This window comes from Streptomyces sp. NPDC002602 (assembly GCF_042889445.1).
GTDB lineage: Bacteria > Actinomycetota > Actinomycetes > Streptomycetales > Streptomycetaceae > Streptomyces.
Window position 1 is genome coordinate 1,226,616 of the sequence record NZ_JBIAQX010000001.1, and the last position, 17,489, is coordinate 1,244,104.

A 17,489-nucleotide genomic window follows, 5' to 3' on the forward strand; every position below is an offset into this window, starting at 1 on the left:
TGGACGCGGGCCCCCCGGCGGTGGGAGGTACCGGTCCTCCTGTGAGGTGATGATCCGTCATGACACGCTGCGTAACGTCGGGAACATGAATCGTCGCCGCACCGTCACCGTCGCAGCCCTGTGCGCGCTGCTGCTTCCCCTCCCGCTCACCGCCGCGGGGACCTCCGTCGCCGCCGAGGCGCCGGCCGTGTCCGACACGCGCCGGACGCTGCCCGAACTGCCCCGCCCCACCGGACGGTTCGCGGTCGGGCAGGACATCCTGCACCTGGTGGACCGGAGCCGCACCGACCCGTGGGCGGGTTCGGGGCCGCGCGAGCTGATGGTGACCATGCGCTATCCCGCCCGGCCCGGCACCGGCGGCCCCGTGCGCTACCTCACCGACGAAGAGGCCCGGCTGCTCCTCGTGGACCGGGGACTCGACAAGGCGATCCCGTTCAAGACCCTCGCCGGCACCAAGTCCTCCGCCCGTTCCGGGGCCCGCCCGGTCGAGGGCCGCTACCCGCTGATCGTCCTGTCGCCCGGATTCACCGTCCCGCGTGCCACCCTGACCGCGCTCGCCGAGGACCTCGCCTCGCGCGGCTACGTGGTCGCCGCGGTGGACCACGCCTACGAGAGCTCGGGCACCGCCTTTCCCGGCGGACGCGTGACGACCTGCCTGGCCTGCGAGAAGGTCGGCGACGAGGCGGGCTTCAAGCGTGTCAGCGACAACCGGGCCCGTGACGTGTCCTTCCTGCTCGACCGCCTCACCGGCCGTCACCCGGCCTGGAACCGCTCCGGCCTGATCGACCGGGACCGCATCGCGATGGCGGGCCACTCCATCGGCGGGGCCTCGGCCGCCGCCGCGATGGTGGCCGATCCCCGGGTCAAGGCGGGTGTCGACATGGACGGCACGCTGTTCACCCCCGTCCCCGAAACCGGTCTCGGCGGGCGGCCGTTCCTGCTGATGGGAGCCCAGGACCATGGCCCCGGCACGGACCCCAGCTGGGAGCGCGACTGGCAGCGCCTCGACGGCTGGAAGCGCTGGATCAGCTTCGCCGGCTCCGGTCACTTCACCTTCACCGACTGGCCCGCCATCGGGGATCAGCTCGGGCTCCCCGACCCGCAGACCCCGCTGCCCGGCGACCGCTCCGTCGAGCTGACCCGCCGCTACGTCGCCGCCTTCTTCGACCAGCACCTCAAGGGCAAGCCCCGGCCCGTACTGGACGGCCCGTCCGCCGACGCCCCGGAGGTGTCCTTCATCAACCCGTAGGCGCCACCGCCCGCCGCCGGTCAGACCACCGTCACCGGGTGACGCACGACCGCGTCGAAGAGGTACCCCTGCGTGTTGTGGGCGGTGTCTGCCGGGTCAGCGGGGCACTGCCCTCCGGCGGCTGATCCGGCCCGAACAGCCGGTACAGGTCGGTGTTCCACGGCGTGTACAGCGCCGAGGCGGACACCTCGATGTCCCCCACCCACTTGATCGAGGAGATGCCCACCCAGTCCGGTACGACGACCCGAACCGGACCGCCGTGGTCGGGCGGCAGCGGCTCGCCGTTCATCTCGTACGCGAGGATCACGTCGTCCAGCGCCTTCGAGACGGGCAGCGGTCGCCGTACCCGCCCCAGGTTCACGCCGTGGGTGACCACCTCGTCGTCGAGCCCGCGCGGCAGGACGTCCACGGCGTCGCGGCGCAGCCCCGCCCGCAACACGTCCGACAGGCGCGCGCCGCGCCACCGTGCGACACCGATCGCGCCGAGCGTCCACGCGGTGCCGGTGACCGGCTGCCCCTGCTGGGTCGTGTAGAAGCTGCGGCCGTTGCCCGCGCACTCGATGAACAGGGTCCGCTCGACGGCGGGCAGCTCGCGCAGCCGGTCGAGGGAGAAGTCGACCGGATCGCCGCGCAGCCCGTCTCCCCGGACCGTGAGCCTCCACTGGGCGGCGTCCAGGCGCGGCGTGGAGGTGTGGTTCCGTACGAAGAACCGGTCGACGGGGGTGAGCGGGACCGTTCCGCGCAGGGACGCGAAGTTCGTCTCCGCGTTGGTGCCGCGCACGGTGAACAGTTCCGGCGGCAGCGGTTTCACGACACCCGGCAGGGCGGCGGCCGACGCCGCCCCGACACCGACGCCGAGCGGCCCCGCGCCGGCGGCCCCCACGGCCCCGCGGCGAACAGCCGGAGCAGGGACCGGCGGTCCACCCCGGCGTAACGGGCCCGGCCGCGCGCCCACTGCCGCAGGCGCGTGCGGTCGTACCGGCTCTCGTCGGAGCGGTCGAGGGACATGGGCGGAACTCCTTCTCGGTGGGGTCCCGACGGACGGTGGGGCTCCCGTCCGCCCCCGGGAACCACACCGCCGCATTGGTCATGAACCTGCAATGCGGCGGCAGCGAGGGGGCCGATTACCCCTGGCCGGACACGTTCGGCAGGATGTGGGGCATGACCGAGATTCGTACCCCCCGCCTCCTCCTCCGCCGCTGGACCGACGACGACCTCGTCCCCCTGTCGGAGATCAACGCCGACCCCGAGGTGATGCGCTGGATCGGCGACGGTTCCACGCTCGACCTGGAGGAGACCGCCGACGCCATCGAGCGCTGGGAGGACGAGTGGGACGAGGAGGGCTTCGGCCTCTTCGCGGTCGAGCTGCTGGCCTCCGGAGAGCTGATCGGCGCCGTCGGCCTGTCGGTGCCCGAGTGGCTGCCCGAGGTGATGCCCGCCGTCGAGATCACCTGGCGGCTCGGACGCTCCTACTGGGGTCAGGGCTACGCCTCCGAGGCCGCCCAGGCCACCTTGGAGTTCGCCCTCCAGGACCGGGGCCTCGACCGTGTCATCGCCGTCAACCGGGCGGGCAACGAGGAGTCCGAGAACGTGCTGCGCAAGCTCGACATGGAGCGGGACCGCGACACGAGCCACCCCGAGTACGCCTCGCTGCTCACCCTCTACAGCATCGACCTGACCGAGTACGAGGCCTGATCGGGCAGCGGGCCTGATCGGATGCGGGCCTGGTCGGGCAGAGGGCCTGATCGGGCAGCAGGGGGGCCTGGGCATCCCTCGGGCGCGCCGCCCACGCGGCGGGTCAAAGGTGAGCTTGGGGAAGTCATAAGGTCTGTTTATGGGGTCATAACCAGGGGGCGGGTGCCGGGTTAGGGTGGCCTTAGTTTAGGGTTCCTTTGATCAGTCTGTTTTTCGGTCGAAGGGAACCCATTCATGCCTCGCCCTCTGCGGGTAGCAATCGTCGGCGCCGGCCCCGCCGGCATCTACGCGGCAGACGCGCTGCTGAAGTCCGAGGCGGCCGTCGAGCCGGGCGTGTCCATCGACCTCTTCGAGCGGATGCCCGCGCCCTTCGGCCTGATCCGTTACGGGGTCGCCCCCGACCACCCCCGCATCAAGGGCATCATCACCGCCCTGCACCAGGTGCTCGACAAGCCGCAGGTCCGTCTCTTCGGCAACGTCGACTACCCGAACGACATCTCCCTCGACGAGCTGCACGCGTTCTACGACGCCGTCATCTTCTCCACGGGCGCCACCGCCGACCGTGACCTGCGCATCCCCGGCGTCGAGCTCGACGGCTCCTACGGCGCCGCCGACTTCGTGTCCTGGTACGACGGTCACCCGGACGTCCCGCGCACCTGGCCGCTGGAGGCGGAGAAGGTCGCCGTCCTCGGCGTCGGCAACGTCGCCCTCGACGTGGCGCGCATCCTCGCCAAGACCGGCGACGAACTGCTCCCGACCGAGATCCCCGCCAACGTGTACGAGGGCCTCAAGGCGAACAAGGCGCTGGAGGTGCACGTCTTCGGTCGTCGCGGCCCGGCGCAGGCCAAGTTCAGCCCGATGGAGCTGCGCGAGCTCGACCACTCGCCGACCATCGAGGTCATCGTCAACCCCGAGGACATCGACTACGACGAGGGCTCGATCGCCACCCGCCGCTCCAACAAGCAGGCGGACATGGTCGCCAAGACCCTGGAGAACTGGGCGATCCGCGACATCGGCGACCGCCCGCACAAGCTCTTCCTGCACTTCTTCGAGTCGCCCGTCGAGGTGCTCGGCGAGGACGGCAAGGTCGTGGGTCTGCGCACCGAGCGCACCGAGCTCGACGGCACCGGCAACGTCAAGGGCACCGGCGCCTTCACCGACTGGGACGTCCAGTCCGTCTACCGCGCCGTCGGCTACCTCTCGGACGAGCTGCCCAAGCTCCCCTGGGACGTCGAGTCCGGCACCGTCCCGGACGAGGGCGGCCGGGTGATCGAGGCCGGCGAGCACCTCGCGTCCACGTACGTCACCGGCTGGATCCGCCGCGGCCCCGTCGGCCTCATCGGCCACACCAAGGGCGACGCGAACGAGACCGTCGCGAACCTCCTGGCCGACCACGCCGAGGGCCGGCTGCTCACCCCGGCCACGCCCGCCCCGGAGGCCGTCGAGGCCTTCCTCGTCGAGCGGGAGGTCCGCTTCACGACGTGGGAGGGCTGGTACCGCCTGGACGCCGCCGAGAAGGCGCTGGGCGAGCCGCAGGGTCGCGAGCGCGTGAAGATCGTCGAGCGCGAGGACATGCTGGACGCGAGCGGCGCGTAATCGAACGCGCGAGGGGGGCCCACCGGCGGTGGGCCCCCCTCGCGCGTCGTGGCGGCCCGCCTTCTCGGCGATCCTCCGTCGCGGCGACTCGATCAGTCCGCGATGGACGTGATCTTCTTCGTCCTCAGGTCGGCCTGGACGTGGATCCGCGTGGTGTCCCCGCCGCCCCAGGTGAGGGTCACCGTGGCGTTGGTCTTGCCCGCGCCGCTGCCGGTGGAGTCGACCTTCCACTGCGTCGGCACGTTCTGGGCGCGCAGCACCCCGTTCGCGTGGTTGGTCTCCTCCCACTTCTTCAGCTCCGCCTGGAGGGGCGCGGAGAGGTAGAAGGAACGCAGCCGGTCGGCCGTCTTGCCGTCGTGGTCGTAGACGGCGTCGATGTACGAACCGTAGAAGTCCGCGATACGGGTGAACGCGCCCTCCGGGCTGCCCGACACCGACGGCAGCGCGGCGGCGGCCTGCCCGGCGCGCGGGGCGGCCCCGTCCGCGGACGCCGTGGTGACGAGGGCGAGGGAGAGGGTCGCCACGGCGGCGGCGGCCGTGGCGGTGATCGCGATGGCGGTGCGCTTGCTCACGTGCTTGGACATCGATGGTGCCTTTCCCCGTGGTCCAGTGCCTGCCGAGGGGATCCCCGGCGCTGCCCTGATCGACGTCACGAGGCCCGAGGTGGTTCTTCGTTCGAGCGAAATGGCCGAAAAGTGGACACGCCTGGCGGACCGGGCACTACGCGGGTGATCCGAGACAGGACAGGGCCGCCGCGGTGAGCGCCCGCACCCCCGCCGGCAGCGCCGTGCGCACGTCCGGTGCGAAGTCCGGCGCGTGGTTCGCCGGCAGCGCGGCCAACTTCGCCGCCGCGTCCGCGCCCGGCGCCGAGGCCCAGGCGCCGGGCCCCACCACCCCGAACATCCAATAGGCGAGCCGCACCCCCGACGCCCCGTGCCACTCCCGGCCGGCGTCACCGAACAGCCCGAAGTCCTCCGTGGCCAGGGTCGGCGGCCACATCGCCACCCGCTCCGCGCCGAACTCCGCCGCGTGGACCCCGCGTATCGCGGCGGTCGTCGCCGGGTCGGGGTGGGTGACGGGCGAGGTCGACACCCGCTGGACCTCCGGGTCCCGCGGGCACCCCGACGCCGCGCACTCGGCGCGTACGATCCGCTCCACCGCCCCGGCCGCCCGGGCGAGGGCGGCGTCCCCCGCCGCCCGCACGGTGATCCCCAGCTCGGCCCGGTCCGGCACGACATTGGCCCGTTCGCCCGCCCGCAGCGACCCGACCGTGACGGCCACCTGCTCGGAAGGAGCCGCCTCGCGGGCCACCACCGTCTGGAGCCGCGTCACGACGTGCGCGGCCGTCACCACCGGATCGACCGTCAGGTGCGGGGCGCCTGCGTGCCCGCCCCGACCGTGCACCACGACCCGGAACGTGACGCTCCCGGCGGTCATCGGACCGTAGCCGTGCGCCACCATCCCCGCCGGCAGCGGGGCCGTGTGCTGGGCCAGCGCCACGTCCGGGACCCCGACCCGTTCGTAGAGCCCGTCGACGAGCATGGCCCGCGCGCCCTCCAGGGTCTCCTCGGCGGGCTGCCCGACGACCACCAGCGTCCCGCTCCAGGCCCCCGGGTCCGCGCGGGCCAGCAGTTCGGCCGCCCCGGCCGCCGCGGCCAGGTGGAGGTCGTGCCCACAGGCGTGTGCCACCTCGCCCTCGCTCGCGTACGCCAGTCCGGTGGTCTCCCGCACGGGCAGCGCGTCCAACTCGGCGCGCAGCAACACCACCGGCCCCTCACCGCGCCGCAGCACCCCGGCCACGCCGTGCCCGCCGATCCCGCGCGAGGTTCGGTACCCGGCGGCCTCCAGTCGGTCGGCGAACCGTCCGGCCGTGCTCCGCTCCTCGCCCGACAGCTCGGGACGCCGGTGCAGATCGAGGTAGAACACGGTCAACGGCCTGAGCAGATCGGGAAGTCCGGCGAGGACGGCGGCACGGGTCATTCCCCCATGATCGACCGATCGGGCCGGATCCCGGGAGACAGGGCGCTGACACTTCCTGTCAGAGAGGTGACAGCGGGAGGCCGGGTGAGGTGACGGCGCGACCGGTTCTGATGGAAGGGCACCACAGCAAGGGCACCACGACCACCGCACTCGACCCAAGGAGTCACCATGGAGAAGTCCCCCCTCGCCTCGCTCGCCGACGAGATCCTTGAGCTGGAGTCCGAGACCTTCGAGATCTCCGACTACTCGGACGCCAGCGAGGTCGTGCTCGCCGGCTCCACGAGCTGCAGCTCCACGTCGACCTGTTCCTCGACGACCAGCACCACCTCCTGCAGCGCCTGACCCGAGCGCGGGAACGCCCCGGCCCCCGCACGCGCGGGGGCCGGGGCGTCGTTCGTCGCCGGGGTGCCAGAGGACGCCGGGACGCCGGGGCGCCGGAGAACGCCGGGGCGCCAGGGGAACCGGGGGCGTCAGGGGAATGGGTGCGGCACCATCCGGATGTCGGCGTCCGTCAGGTCCGTTCCGCTCAGTCCCGCCCGCCGGGCAGCCGTCCTCAACCGGGGCATGTGCGGGGCCCGTTGCCGCGACCAGCCGAAGTCGATCGGCAGCAGTCCCGGCACGATCGCGCACACCGTGCTCAGTCCCGCCCGCAGTTGCTCCGGCGTCGTCTGGTCGACCACGATCACCTCGTGCCCGGTGCGCGCCAACTCCGCGACGACCCAGCGGAGATCGTCCCGCAGGTCGTCCGACGCGGGCCGCCCGTCCCGCCCCGCGGACGGGTCGAGATCCGCCAGGGGGCGAACGGCCGGCGGGTCCAGGTAGGTCGCCACGTGCGGGGCCATCTCGGGCAGCCCGTACAACTGCGCGTGGTCCTTCAGGTGTCGCACCCGGTCGAAGTCCACTGCCATGGCCCGCAGTTCGCCCAGCCGCTCCGCCACCTGCCCGGGCAGATGCGGGATGTAGGTGAGCACCTCCGACAGGGCGGCCTCCACCGCCGCCGCCGGTTCCAGCGCCGCGCCGGCCCCGAAGGAGAACAGGCCTGGCCCGCCGTCGCGACGCACCGCCAGCGCGGTCACCACCGGCACCGCCATGTCGATCCGGTTGTCGAAGGCGTGCACGTCGTATCCCTGGAGGGCCGCCCGATCCACCATCATGCGGACCGCGGCGCCCGGTACGGACGCCAGGTCGATCTCCGGCAGCCGCAGGCCGCCGTACCAGGCCGACAGGAAGGCGTCCCGCTCGATCAGTTCGAGCAGCGCCCCGAGCAGCGCCTCCTCCACACAACCGCCGATGGCGCAGCCGTTGGAGCACTCGAAGACGAAGTTGTCGGCCTCCACCCCCGCGCTGTAGTGCACCAGCCGGGCCGGCACCAGCACGGGCCGGTCCTCGCCCAGCGCGTGTCCGTACACCCACGGGATGGGGCGCCGCGGATCGAACGGGGAGACCAGCGGGTCGTCCCGGTAGGTGGCGGGGGCGTAGAAACCGCACCGCGCCGGATCCAGGGCCCGATCGCCCAGTTCCGCGTAGGAGGCGATCAGCAGGGAACTTCCCGTCCTGCGGTGGGTCCCCGCGTACCGCTCCAGCCCCTCCAGGAAGGCGAGGTCGCGGCTCGCCGCGAAACTGTTGGCCTGGCCGCTCCAGGTGACGTCCGTCAGACCGGCGTAGCCGCGCATGAACACGCTGCCCGCGACCGGCGCGGTGGTGGGGGAGGTGACGTTGATCCAGGTGCCCCCGCCCAGCACCCCCGTGACCGGATTGGCCAGCGCCTCCCGCGGCATCGGGTACGAGGAGGCCGCGCGCAGCCGCTGCGCGCCCGGGTGGGGCTTCGGGCGCGACCGCGCGACGAACGGCCGGGGCTCGTCGGTCCCGCGCGGACCGCAGTCCGGACACAGCGGGTCGGCGGCCAGTGGATGATGGGTGACCGTCAGGGTCTCCAGGTCCAACCGTGACACCCGGGGCAGCGACCGGTCGGCCGCCGACGGGCCGGCCTCGGCCACCTCCCCGCCGAAGACCGCGCGGTGCAGGGCATGCACGGCGTCCCGCGCGAACGCCGTCAGCCAGGGACGCTCCCGGGCCGCCGGGACGGGCGTGCCGACGCCGGTCTCCAGCGCGTCCCGCTCGCTGCGGCTGCGCAACCGCTGCCGCCGCATCGCCAGACACTGCCCGCATGCGGGGGACGTACCGTCGCCACCCCAGGGGCCCACCAGGACGTCCCGCGCGGTCAGGTGCACCGTGGCGGCCGGCCGGACCCCGGCGAAGGGGTCGGCCGCGCGCGGTCCGAGGGCGTCGTGCACGCCGAGGGTGACCACCGTGGCACCGAGCCCGGCGAGGGCCCCGGCCAGTTCCCGGCGGGCCCGCTCCAGCGGGGCGCCGTCGGGGGCCGAGGGCGCCGGCGACGGGGGCGCCCCCGATCCCGGGCCCGTCGACTCCCGGCCCGTCGACTGCGGGGTCGCCGCGTCCGCGAGGGTCCCGGTCATGCCTGGTTGCTCCATCGGAAGGTCTTCAGGCTGATGGCCCCGAACAGGAGGGCGAAGCCGGCCAGCGCCGCACACCCGACACCGATCGTGGCGAGCGAGCCCGACCCCGTCAGCGAGCCGGTCGCGGCGTCGTTGAGGTACCGCAACGGCAACACCAGGGAGACCGACCGGAGCCAGGACGGCATCATGTCCAGCGGCAGGAACGACCCGGACAGGAAGGCCATCGGCACCATCATGCAGTTGGCGATGGCCGCGACCGCCTCGGGCGTGTTCGCGTAGGTGCCCACGATCACCCCGATCGCCATGAAGGCGGTGATGCCCAGCACCAGCGCGGGCAGCACCAACGGCCAGCGCCCGTCCAGCTCCAGTCCGAAGCCGGGCAGCATCGCCACCGCCACGAACACCGCGGCCTGCACCACGCCGACGACCAGCGCCAGGAAGTACCGCGAGGCGAGCACCGTGGTCAACGGGGTCGGCGTCAGCCGGATCAGCCGCAGCAGGTCGTCGCGCCGCCACTGCATGAGGGTGAAGGCGATGCCGAACACCGCGGCGTTGGCGACACCCCACGACATCACGCCCGGCGCGATGTACGAGATGTAGGGGCGGCCGCTCTCCTCGACGTCCTGCCCGCTGAAGATCAGCCCGAAGACGACCAGGAAGAGCAGGGGGAAGGCGAAGGTGAAGAAGAGGGTGGCCTTGTCCCGGACCTGCGCCCGGTAGCCGGCTGCGGTCAGGGCCGTGTACGCGCTCATGCCTGGGACTCCGTCGGGTGGTGGTGTGCTGCGCCGGTCAGTTCGAGGTAGACGTCCTCCAGGGTGGCCGTCCGGGTCATGACCCCGTCGAGCCCGGTGAGCCCGTCCAGGGCCTGGAGGACCTTGCCGGGCACGGCGGTCTCCAGGACCAGCGAGCCGCCCTGGAGGCCGGCCCGGTCCACCCCCGGCAGCGCCGAGGCCTCCTCGACGCCGATCCTGCCGAGGGGCAACAGCAGTCGGGCCGGCGCCCCGGCCGCCGTGACGAGCCGGTGGGGCGAGTCCAGGGCGGCCACCTTGCCGCCGACCAGGATCGCCACCCGGTCGCACAAGGCCTCGGCCTCGTCGAGGTGGTGGGTGGTGTAGACGATGGTGCGGCCCTCGCTCTTGAGGGTGCGCAGCACCTCCCACAGGTCACGGCGGGCCTGCGGGTCGAGAGCGGCGGTCGGCTCGTCCAGGAAGATCAGCTCGGGGTCGTGGACCAGGGCCGAGGCGATGGCCAGGCGCTGGCGCTGGCCCCCGGAGAGGTTCTCGACCGACACCCCGCCCTGCTCGGTCAGCGCGACCGTCTCCAACGTGCGGGCGGCGGCGGCCCGGTCGCGGCGGTAGAGACCCGCGACGGTGGAGAGGTGTTCGAGGGCGGTCTGTCGTACGAAGAAGGCCGACGCCTGGGTCTGCACGCCGATGCGCGGCAGCAGTGCGGTGTTGCGCGGCCAGGGGCTCTGGCCGAGGACCCGGACGGTGCCCGAGTCGGCCTGGCGCAGCCCTTCCATGATCTCGATGAGGGTGGTCTTGCCCGCGCCGTTGGGGCCGAGCAGTCCGAAGAACTCGCCGCGGCGCACGTCGAGGGATATCCCGTCCACGGCATGCCGGTCGCCGTAGCGCTTGCGGACGTCCTCGATGGTGACGGCGGACTCGTCGGCCGGCCGGTTGCTGTCAGTTGTCATGGGATGTGCGGTTCCCTCGGTGTCGGGATCGGAATCGGTGCGGGTCGTGCGAGGTGTGCATTCGAGACGGGGTCGGGGTCGGGCCGAGTCGGGGTCGGGTCGGGTCGGGCATGGAGACGGATCGGGGACGGACACGGGTCGGGATCGGGGTCGGGGCCGAGGACGGGGACGGGGACGGGGACGGGGTCAGGTCGTGGCGGCCACCGCGTACCAACAGGCGACCGCCGCACCACAGAGGAGCAGCAGGACGAGGACGGCCGAACCGATGCCGTACGCGGAGTAGATCCGGCGCGCCCGCACGGGGTACGCGGCCGCGGCGGCCCGGTCGCGCAGCCGCAGCCGCAGGTACGCCGAACCGGCCGGGGCCAGCCGGGTCACCCGCAGGCCGTGGCCGAGCATCGTGTAGCCGTCGAGCGGCGGCAGCGGAAGGAGGTTGACCAGCGCCTGGACACTGCCGAGGAGCAGCAGCGCCCCCAGCACCCGGCCGGTGGGGTCGCCGACCGGCAGGGCGGCCCACCACCCGAGGAAGGGCAGCAGGAACAGCAGGTTGGCGAAGGCCCCCGCCCCGGCGACGGCCAACTGGTGACGGCGGCGGCGCAGGTAGCGGTAGTTGTCGACGGTGCAGTACATGAGGGCGGCGGGCAGCCGCCACCGCAGCCCGATCTCGCCGACGCTCCCGCCGACGTGACGGGCGGCCACCCCGTGCGCGAACTCGTGCAGGGCGGTGCTGAGCCACATGAGCGTGGCCACGGCCAGCAGCGGCACCGGACGCGAGAGCAACCACCACAGGTCGCCCACGAGCCGGCCCGCCGACGCGGCGAGCACCCCTTCCATGGCGAGGCAGCACAGCAACAGCCCGACCAGTACCACCGGACGCAACACGGGCCGCAGGAACCGGTGCAGCCTGGCCGTCGTGGCGTCCGCGTCGGAGACCAGTCGCAGTGTGCCCCGCAGCAGGTTTCCGGTGCGTTGCGGCCCCGGGCCGGCCGCCGGCTCGGGCGGCGGTCCCCCCGCGAGCAGCCGCCGCGTACCGAGCAGGCCCAGCAACTGCTGCCAGTTCCGTTCGCCGAGCCTGCGCCCGAAGGCCTGGGCGTAGGCCTCGCCGATCTCCGCGAGGCTGAGCCGCCCGTCGAGCCGCGAGACGAGGAAGAACTCCTTGGGCCCGATCTCGAATGAGGCACCGGACACGGGGTCCTTGACCAGGTGGACGGTCGCCGGGCCGTTCAGCAGCGGCGGCGACAGCAGGATCCCGGGCCGCAGCGCGGGCCGGTGCGCCAACATCCCGGAGGGCGCGGGGGAGGAGGCGGTCACGGCCGGGCCGCCTCGGCGGCCCCGCTGTCCACGCCCTCCCGCAGCACCCGACCCAGCAGGTGGGCGAGGTAGGCCTCGTCCCGGATCGTCACGTGCAGCCGATTGTTGGTCATGTGCATGTACGGGGACAGCAGCAGCGGCAGCGCCACCGCCGGATCCGTCACCCGCTCGTCCCGGGTCCCGTCCCAGGAACGGAACACCAGCTCCCCGGACGCGGCCAGCGCCCCCGCCCGCTCGCGCAGCTCCCGGCAGTGCTCGGCCCACCCGGCCAGGAACGCGGGCAGTCGCCCGGTCTCCCCCGAGCCGAGCGCCTCCCGGACGGCGGCGAACCGGCGGGCGATCCCCGGAGCGCTCTGCCCGTACGTGCGGTCGTACTCGGCCGAACCGATGAAGCCGGTCCCCGGGAACGCCCGGTGCCAGAACTCGTAGTAGCGGTCCAGGTAGCCGCCGAGTTCCTCCCGGTCGGGCAGGAAGACCCCGGCCATCACCATCATCAGCTGCGCCGACGTGCCCAACAGCACGGTCCGCAGGTGCAGGTTCATCGTGCCCAGCGCGTCCATGACGAGATCGCTGGAGTGCGCGAAGTGCCATTCGGCCAGCTCGACCCCGGCCGGGCCGCCGTACTTCCCGTACTCGGGCTCGTAGGGCTCGTACGCGTACGAGTTGTTGGGCCGCAGGTTCATCCGGCCGTCCGGCCCCATGAAACCGGCGCGGTCGCCCTCGGGGAACTCGATGTCGAAGAGCGTGTTGTAGAACTCGTTGAGGAAGCCCGAGTCCACCTCGTACAGCGCGGGCCGGGCCTTCAGGAACGCGGCGACGGCCTCCTCGGTGCGGCGCCGCACCTCCGGGGCGGCCTGCGGGGTCACGGGCCGCAGGCGCAACCGCACGTGCGGTCCCTCCAGCCAGTAGTTGATGAAGAAGTGGCCGGCGAGCAGGCCGTCCTCGGTGAGCGAGGCGATCAACGGCCGCACGCACCGCACCAGCAACGGCTGCGGGTTGGCGGCGTAGAAGACGTGCACCGCCTGCCATGCACCGCGCGTCTCGGTCAGCTCTGACATCGGGAACCGCCTTCCGGGCGTCGGTCGGGGGAGAGGGGCGACTTCGAGGGCTTCGAGGGGCCCGGGAGGTTCGAGGGGCGCGGCACGGTGAAGGTCTCCACGGCCAGTTCCGCCACGTGGGCGCCCGCCGAGGTGTGCGTGTGCAGCCCCTCCGGGTCGGGCAGCATCTCGCGGAAGACGACCCGGTGGGCCGGATCCCGCAACAGCGACTCGAAGACGGAGAGGGAGAGCAGCGACGCGAAGTCGACGTACTGCGGTTTCGCACCGAGCGCCGACGGCCCGGCCGACACCGTCGCGAACACCCGCTCGGGCAGTCCGTGCGTCCGCCGCCAGCGCTGCCACTCCACGAAGTGCGCGGCCTCCCGGGCTCCCGACACCGGCAGCGCACCGGCCGTCGTGGTCCACGAGCGCCGACCGAGCACCAGGTCCCCGTGGACGACCCTGGGCCGTGAGGTCACCCCGTCACGCACCGGACCCTCCGGCACGCCCGCCCACACGTCCAGCGGCGACATCGACGACGGGGACAGCAGCAGCAGGGTGCGCGGGATCGCGGGAAGGGCCAGCGGGACCAGGTACCCCAGGTAGACGGGGATCACCTCGCGCCCCAACCGGTGCGACCGCAGGGCCACCCGGCCGGTCCCCGGATCGTGTTCGGCGTACAGGTCGCCGAGGTCCAGCCGGCGCTCCTCGGGCAGGGTCCCGCTCTCGCCCGGGCAGACGATCTCGTAGTCCGTCAGCGGAGCGTGCAGGTTCAGGTTGGTCGTCACCGGCCCGCCGGTCACCTCCGCGAACACCGCGCCCTCGGGGGTCACCCGGGAGGCCGTCCCGCGCAGCTCCCCGGCGAGGTCCGGGCGTCCACCCGGCTCCTCCTCGTACACGTGCGTGAACCGGCTGAAGGGGAACGACAGACCGCCGTACGAGCGGTTCAGCACGGTCATCCGCTCGCCCGTGGCGGGATCCCGGGCGAACTGGAGGTGGTGGCAGCGCGGCGCGAACCCGGGCGCCACGCCCTCCAGTTCGGCGGCGACGGCCGCCACGTCCTCCTCGGTGAGCCGCAGCCCGGCCCCGCGGGCCTCCTCGTGGGCCGACCAGCGCGCCCGCATCCGCGTCACGAACGCCCGCCGCGCCGCGTCCAGTGCCCGCAGTCCCGGCAGGCCCAACCAGTTCTCCTCGGGCACGTACTCCCCGTGCGCGTCGAACGGGGTGCGCCGGGCCGTGAACGACAGGTACTGGTCGAAGAAGTCCTCGTGGAAGTCGTGCACCAGACCCAACAGGTCCTCACAACGACCGCCCGCACCGTACCGGGCGGTGAAGAACCCCTCGAAGGTGATCCGCTGGGCCAGAGTGAGGTCGAAGGCCGGCAGGATCCGCTCGACGGAACGCAGCGCGCCCCCGTCCGCCGCCCAGTCGGGCGCCGGGCACGACAGGTCACGGCCCGCGCTCACGTCCTCGTACAACAGGGTCTGCGGCAGCGCCATGTCCGGCGGAGCCCCCAACTCGATGGCCATCGAACCCAGATCGGTGCGCAGCGTACGCAGCAGGGTGGCCCGCTCCGCCGGGCCGGCGACGGGGTAGCGCTCCAACACCCGCGCCGGCCCGTCCAGGAGCGCGGCGAGGTCGTCGGCCCACGGTCGCTCCAGGGCGAGCAGCGACCGCCGGAAGGCGGCGAGCGGATCGCCGTCGTGGACCTCGGTGTCCAGGCACGGCACCCGGACCATGCCCAGCTCGATCAGGGCCGACACGTACGCCTCGCACTCGGCCGGCGCCGCGCCGTGCTCCGTCGCCAACCAGTCGGCGAGTTCCCGCCGGCGCAGCTCGGGCCGGTCCGCGAACAGGGCGAGCAGCCGGTCCAGGGCGCCGCTGCGCCGCAGGAAGAACAGCCGGTCCCGGACGGCGTCGAAGGTGACCGCCGCCGTGTCGTCCCCGGGCGTGACCGAGCGGCGGACGTACCGGATCCGCTCGTCCTCGCGCCCCCAGCCGGAGGCCGGCCGCAGCGGCAGGTCCAGGCGGCGCACGGGGTCGGCGAGGATCAGCTCGGCGAGCCGGGCCAGCACCACGACGTTCAGCCGTACGCGACTGCTCCACCGGTCCTCGGCGCGGATGCCCTCGGTGTCGGCGTCGGCCCCGAACCGGCCGGTCGCCACCGCGGTGAAGGTGCTGAACGGGCTGGTCTTGCAGGCGGTGCGGTACACGTACGACAGCGCCGACCGCTCGACCTTGCGCATGCGACCGCCCGGCTCGCGGCCGTCCGAGGTCGCCGCCGCGTACGCGTCGAGCTGCGCCTCCAATACCGGCGAGGCCAGCAACAGCCCGTGCCGCACCCGCTCGTCGGCGAGCAGCCGACGCAGCGCGTCACGACCGCGCCGCAGATCCGCGGCGAGCAACGCCTCCCCCTCGCCCCGCAGCTTCTCCAGCGCCGCACGCCGCTCCAGCCAGCCGGCCAGCCGCTGCCCGACGTCCCCGTCCAGCCCGGCCACCACCCGCAGGGCCGCGTCCGGATCGGCGGGCGCCCGACCGTTGTGGACCAGGCGCCGCAGCCGCAGCAGTTCCCGGCGCAGGACCGCGCCCGGCCCGCCGGGCGCGGGGTCGGTCGCGCCGACCGCCCGGTGCAACAGGTCACCGAGGAGCTCCGCGTCCGCGCGGACCACGTCCTCGGCGCTCAGCACGTCGGCGGCCCAACGTGGGGTGTCCGCGCCGCGCAGCCCGTCGACCGAGGTCAGGGGCAGCCCGGCCACGCGCAGCATGAAGCGGTCGCCCGCGTGCCAATCGGTGGTGGTGTTCATCCTGAACGTCCTGGTTCTCTCGTCGTTGCGCCGAAGGGATGCGTCGCGGTGCGGCTCAGGCGATCTCATGGCGGAAGTCGGCGGGCCGGGGCCGCTCGTGACCGAGCAGCATGATCAGCAGAGCGGCCTCGTCGGTCCCCGTCAGCCCCAACTCCTCGGCGTACGAGATGTTGTCGAAGCCGAGGGCCACCCCCGCCCCCAGGTCGTGCGCGGCGGCCGAGGTGTAGAAGGTCTGCGCGACGGCGCCGACGGTGGCCCCGACGAGCCGGTAGCCGCGGTCTCCCACCGCGTCGAGCACCGCGGCGGTCCGGACGGTCGGCACCAGGACGGCGCCCGCCTGCTCCAGGTTGTAGTTGGAGAGGAAGTAGTTGCGCTGGAGGAACGGCCCGGGAGGGCCGGGAACCACCAGCCGCAGGGCATGCCCGTCCGGATCGTAGGCGTACGCGCCCGGCTCGACGCCCTCCACGTGGTTGACGAAGACGTACAGCGCGGTGAGCCGCGCCCCGTCCGGCCCCTCCGCCTCGCTGCCCACCGTGGCCGCGGCGCAGTCGGCCAGCACGGCGGCCAACCGATCCGGGGCCACCGCCCGGGTCGCGTCGAACCGGCCGAAGCTGCTGCGCCGGGCCCGCAACGCCGCGGTGACCTCCCTCACCGGGGGCGCCGCCCGCGGCAGCGGCACCGGGGCGCCGCCGGCCGGCGGACCCGCGGCGGCGGCGTCGAGCGCCCCGGGCACGGGCCGGTCCTCGGCGCGCCCGAGCGTGGCGGCGTGGATCCGGCCGGCGGTCTCGAAGGTCAGGACGGTACGCGAACGCTCGGCGTCCCGGTGGCGCACGGCGGGAGCCGGGGCGACCGGAGCGGACGGCGGCAGCGCCGGCGCGGCGCCGCTCTCCCATTCCAGCGGGACGACCGCGAAGATCCCCTCCTCGTGCGGGACCACGCCGAGCAGCCGGGCCAGCCGTTCCTCGTCGAACCAGAGCGCCGGCGCGATCCGCAGCCCGCGCTCCCGGGCCCACAGCCGCCAGGTCTGGAGCACGGTGCCCACGTCCATGCTCACGGCGTGGAAGGAGAAGTTGTTGTACTTGAAGGCGTTCTGCCAGTACTTGACGCTCAGGATCAGGTACTGGCAGTACTGGTCGGAGTCCGGGAAGCCCGCTCCCAGCGCGCCGCGGACCTCCGCGCCCGCCTCGCCGGTCAACAGCCGCCGCAGTCCGTGCCGGTGCGGCGCGTAGTGGTAGACCCCGGGCAGGAGCGGCCCGCCCGGGCCCGCCACCCAGTACACGCCGACCGGGTACAGACCGCCCCCGGACGCCGTGCCCCGCGACCAGTTGGCGTGCGTGTAGTGCGGAAGCGCCGCCAGGTCGGTGTTGGCCTGCACGCCCAGGCGCCGGCCGGTCAGACCGTACGAGTCGCGCAGCATCCCGGACAGCAGCGGCAAGGTGAACACCCCCTCCCCGGAGCCGGGTTCCGGCTCGGGAAGCGGCAGGGTCTCGGCGCCCGGGTAGAACTTCGCGTCGCGCGGGCGGTCCGCCCAGTCGGGTACGAAGTCGACGGGCTCCATCGGCACCCTGCCCCGGTGCATGATGGCGTCGGCATAGTCATGGGCGAAGCCCACACGTCCTCCTACGGTCGTCGGTGGAGACGGTC

The 17,489-nt window shown here is 73.4% G+C and carries 13 protein-coding genes and 1 pseudogene; 4 read left to right on the plus strand and 10 right to left on the minus strand.

Features of this window, described 5'->3' with window-relative positions; translation table 11 throughout:
- The first annotated feature begins 85 nt into the window (after positions 1 to 85).
- The gene (locus ACFYW3_RS05040) at positions 86 to 1,249 is read left to right on the plus strand and encodes an alpha/beta hydrolase (RefSeq protein ID WP_351751666.1); all 1,164 of its coding nucleotides are present in this window, start codon (positions 86 to 88) and stop codon (positions 1,247 to 1,249) included.
- Between the two features lie 85 nt (positions 1,250 to 1,334).
- On the opposite strand, the pseudogene ACFYW3_RS05045 reads toward ACFYW3_RS05040, so the two are convergent.
- Positions 1,335 to 2,257 (minus strand): annotated as a pseudogene (locus tag ACFYW3_RS05045) (molybdopterin-dependent oxidoreductase); the annotation flags it as partial.
- Positions 2,258 to 2,410: 153 nt separating this feature from the next.
- On the opposite strand from ACFYW3_RS05045, the gene ACFYW3_RS05050 reads away from it, so the two are divergent.
- Complete coding sequence (locus ACFYW3_RS05050) at positions 2,411 to 2,944, plus strand: GNAT family N-acetyltransferase (protein ID WP_351751668.1); 534 nt, start codon at positions 2,411 to 2,413, stop codon at positions 2,942 to 2,944.
- Positions 2,945 to 3,178: 234 nt separating this feature from the next.
- Positions 3,179 to 4,540 carry an FAD-dependent oxidoreductase gene (locus ACFYW3_RS05055; protein WP_351751669.1) on the plus strand — a complete coding sequence of 454 codons (1,362 nt, stop codon included), beginning with the start codon at positions 3,179 to 3,181 and terminating at the stop codon, positions 4,538 to 4,540.
- A gap of 92 nt (positions 4,541 to 4,632) precedes the next feature.
- Here the strand turns inward: ACFYW3_RS05055 and ACFYW3_RS05060 are convergent, their stop codons facing one another.
- A complete protein-coding gene (locus tag ACFYW3_RS05060) occupies positions 4,633 to 5,124 on the minus strand; it encodes a hypothetical protein (RefSeq protein WP_351751671.1) in 492 nt (163 codons plus the stop codon).
- A 136-nt stretch (positions 5,125 to 5,260) separates the two neighbouring features.
- Positions 5,261 to 6,520, minus strand: a complete 1,260-nt coding sequence (locus tag ACFYW3_RS05065; protein ID WP_389385566.1) for an amidohydrolase — start codon at positions 6,518 to 6,520, stop codon at positions 5,261 to 5,263.
- A 168-nt stretch (positions 6,521 to 6,688) separates the two neighbouring features.
- Here ACFYW3_RS05065 and ACFYW3_RS05070 point away from each other — a divergent pair, with 168 nt between their 5' ends.
- Positions 6,689 to 6,862 (plus strand): thiazolylpeptide-type bacteriocin, encoded by a 174-nt coding sequence (locus tag ACFYW3_RS05070; RefSeq protein WP_007268044.1) that lies wholly within the window; start codon positions 6,689 to 6,691, stop codon positions 6,860 to 6,862.
- A 128-nt stretch (positions 6,863 to 6,990) separates the two neighbouring features.
- On the opposite strand, the gene ACFYW3_RS05075 is transcribed toward ACFYW3_RS05070, so the two are convergent.
- The 7 genes from ACFYW3_RS05075 to ACFYW3_RS05105 form a co-directional block, all read right to left on the minus strand.
- Positions 6,991 to 8,997: a TOMM precursor leader peptide-binding protein gene (locus ACFYW3_RS05075; protein ID WP_389385567.1), complete on the minus strand. Its 2,007-nt coding sequence runs from the start codon at positions 8,995 to 8,997 to the stop codon at positions 6,991 to 6,993.
- On the minus strand, positions 8,994 to 9,749 hold the full coding sequence (locus ACFYW3_RS05080) for an ABC transporter permease (RefSeq protein ID WP_389385568.1): 756 nt from the start codon (positions 9,747 to 9,749) through the stop codon (positions 8,994 to 8,996). The genes ACFYW3_RS05075 and ACFYW3_RS05080 overlap by 4 nt, the downstream gene beginning before the upstream one ends.
- Complete coding sequence (locus tag ACFYW3_RS05085; protein WP_389385569.1) at positions 9,746 to 10,693, minus strand: ABC transporter ATP-binding protein; 948 nt, start codon at positions 10,691 to 10,693, stop codon at positions 9,746 to 9,748. The genes ACFYW3_RS05080 and ACFYW3_RS05085 overlap by 4 nt, the downstream gene beginning before the upstream one ends.
- A 186-nt stretch (positions 10,694 to 10,879) precedes the next feature.
- Positions 10,880 to 11,974 (minus strand): peptidase M50, encoded by a 1,095-nt coding sequence (locus ACFYW3_RS05090; RefSeq protein ID WP_389385632.1) that lies wholly within the window; start codon positions 11,972 to 11,974, stop codon positions 10,880 to 10,882.
- Positions 11,975 to 12,000: 26 nt separating this feature from the next.
- Positions 12,001 to 13,062, minus strand: a complete 1,062-nt coding sequence (locus ACFYW3_RS05095; protein ID WP_389385570.1) for a lantibiotic dehydratase C-terminal domain-containing protein — start codon at positions 13,060 to 13,062, stop codon at positions 12,001 to 12,003.
- Positions 13,050 to 15,845 carry a lantibiotic dehydratase gene (locus ACFYW3_RS05100; RefSeq protein WP_389385571.1) on the minus strand — a complete coding sequence of 932 codons (2,796 nt, stop codon included), beginning with the start codon at positions 15,843 to 15,845 and terminating at the stop codon, positions 13,050 to 13,052. Before ACFYW3_RS05100 ends, ACFYW3_RS05095 begins: the two co-directional genes overlap by 13 nt.
- Positions 15,846 to 15,900: 55 nt before the next feature.
- The gene (locus ACFYW3_RS05105) at positions 15,901 to 17,457 is read right to left on the minus strand and encodes a SagB family peptide dehydrogenase (RefSeq protein WP_389385572.1); all 1,557 of its coding nucleotides are present in this window, start codon (positions 17,455 to 17,457) and stop codon (positions 15,901 to 15,903) included.
- Between the last annotated feature and the right edge of the window lie 32 nt (positions 17,458 to 17,489).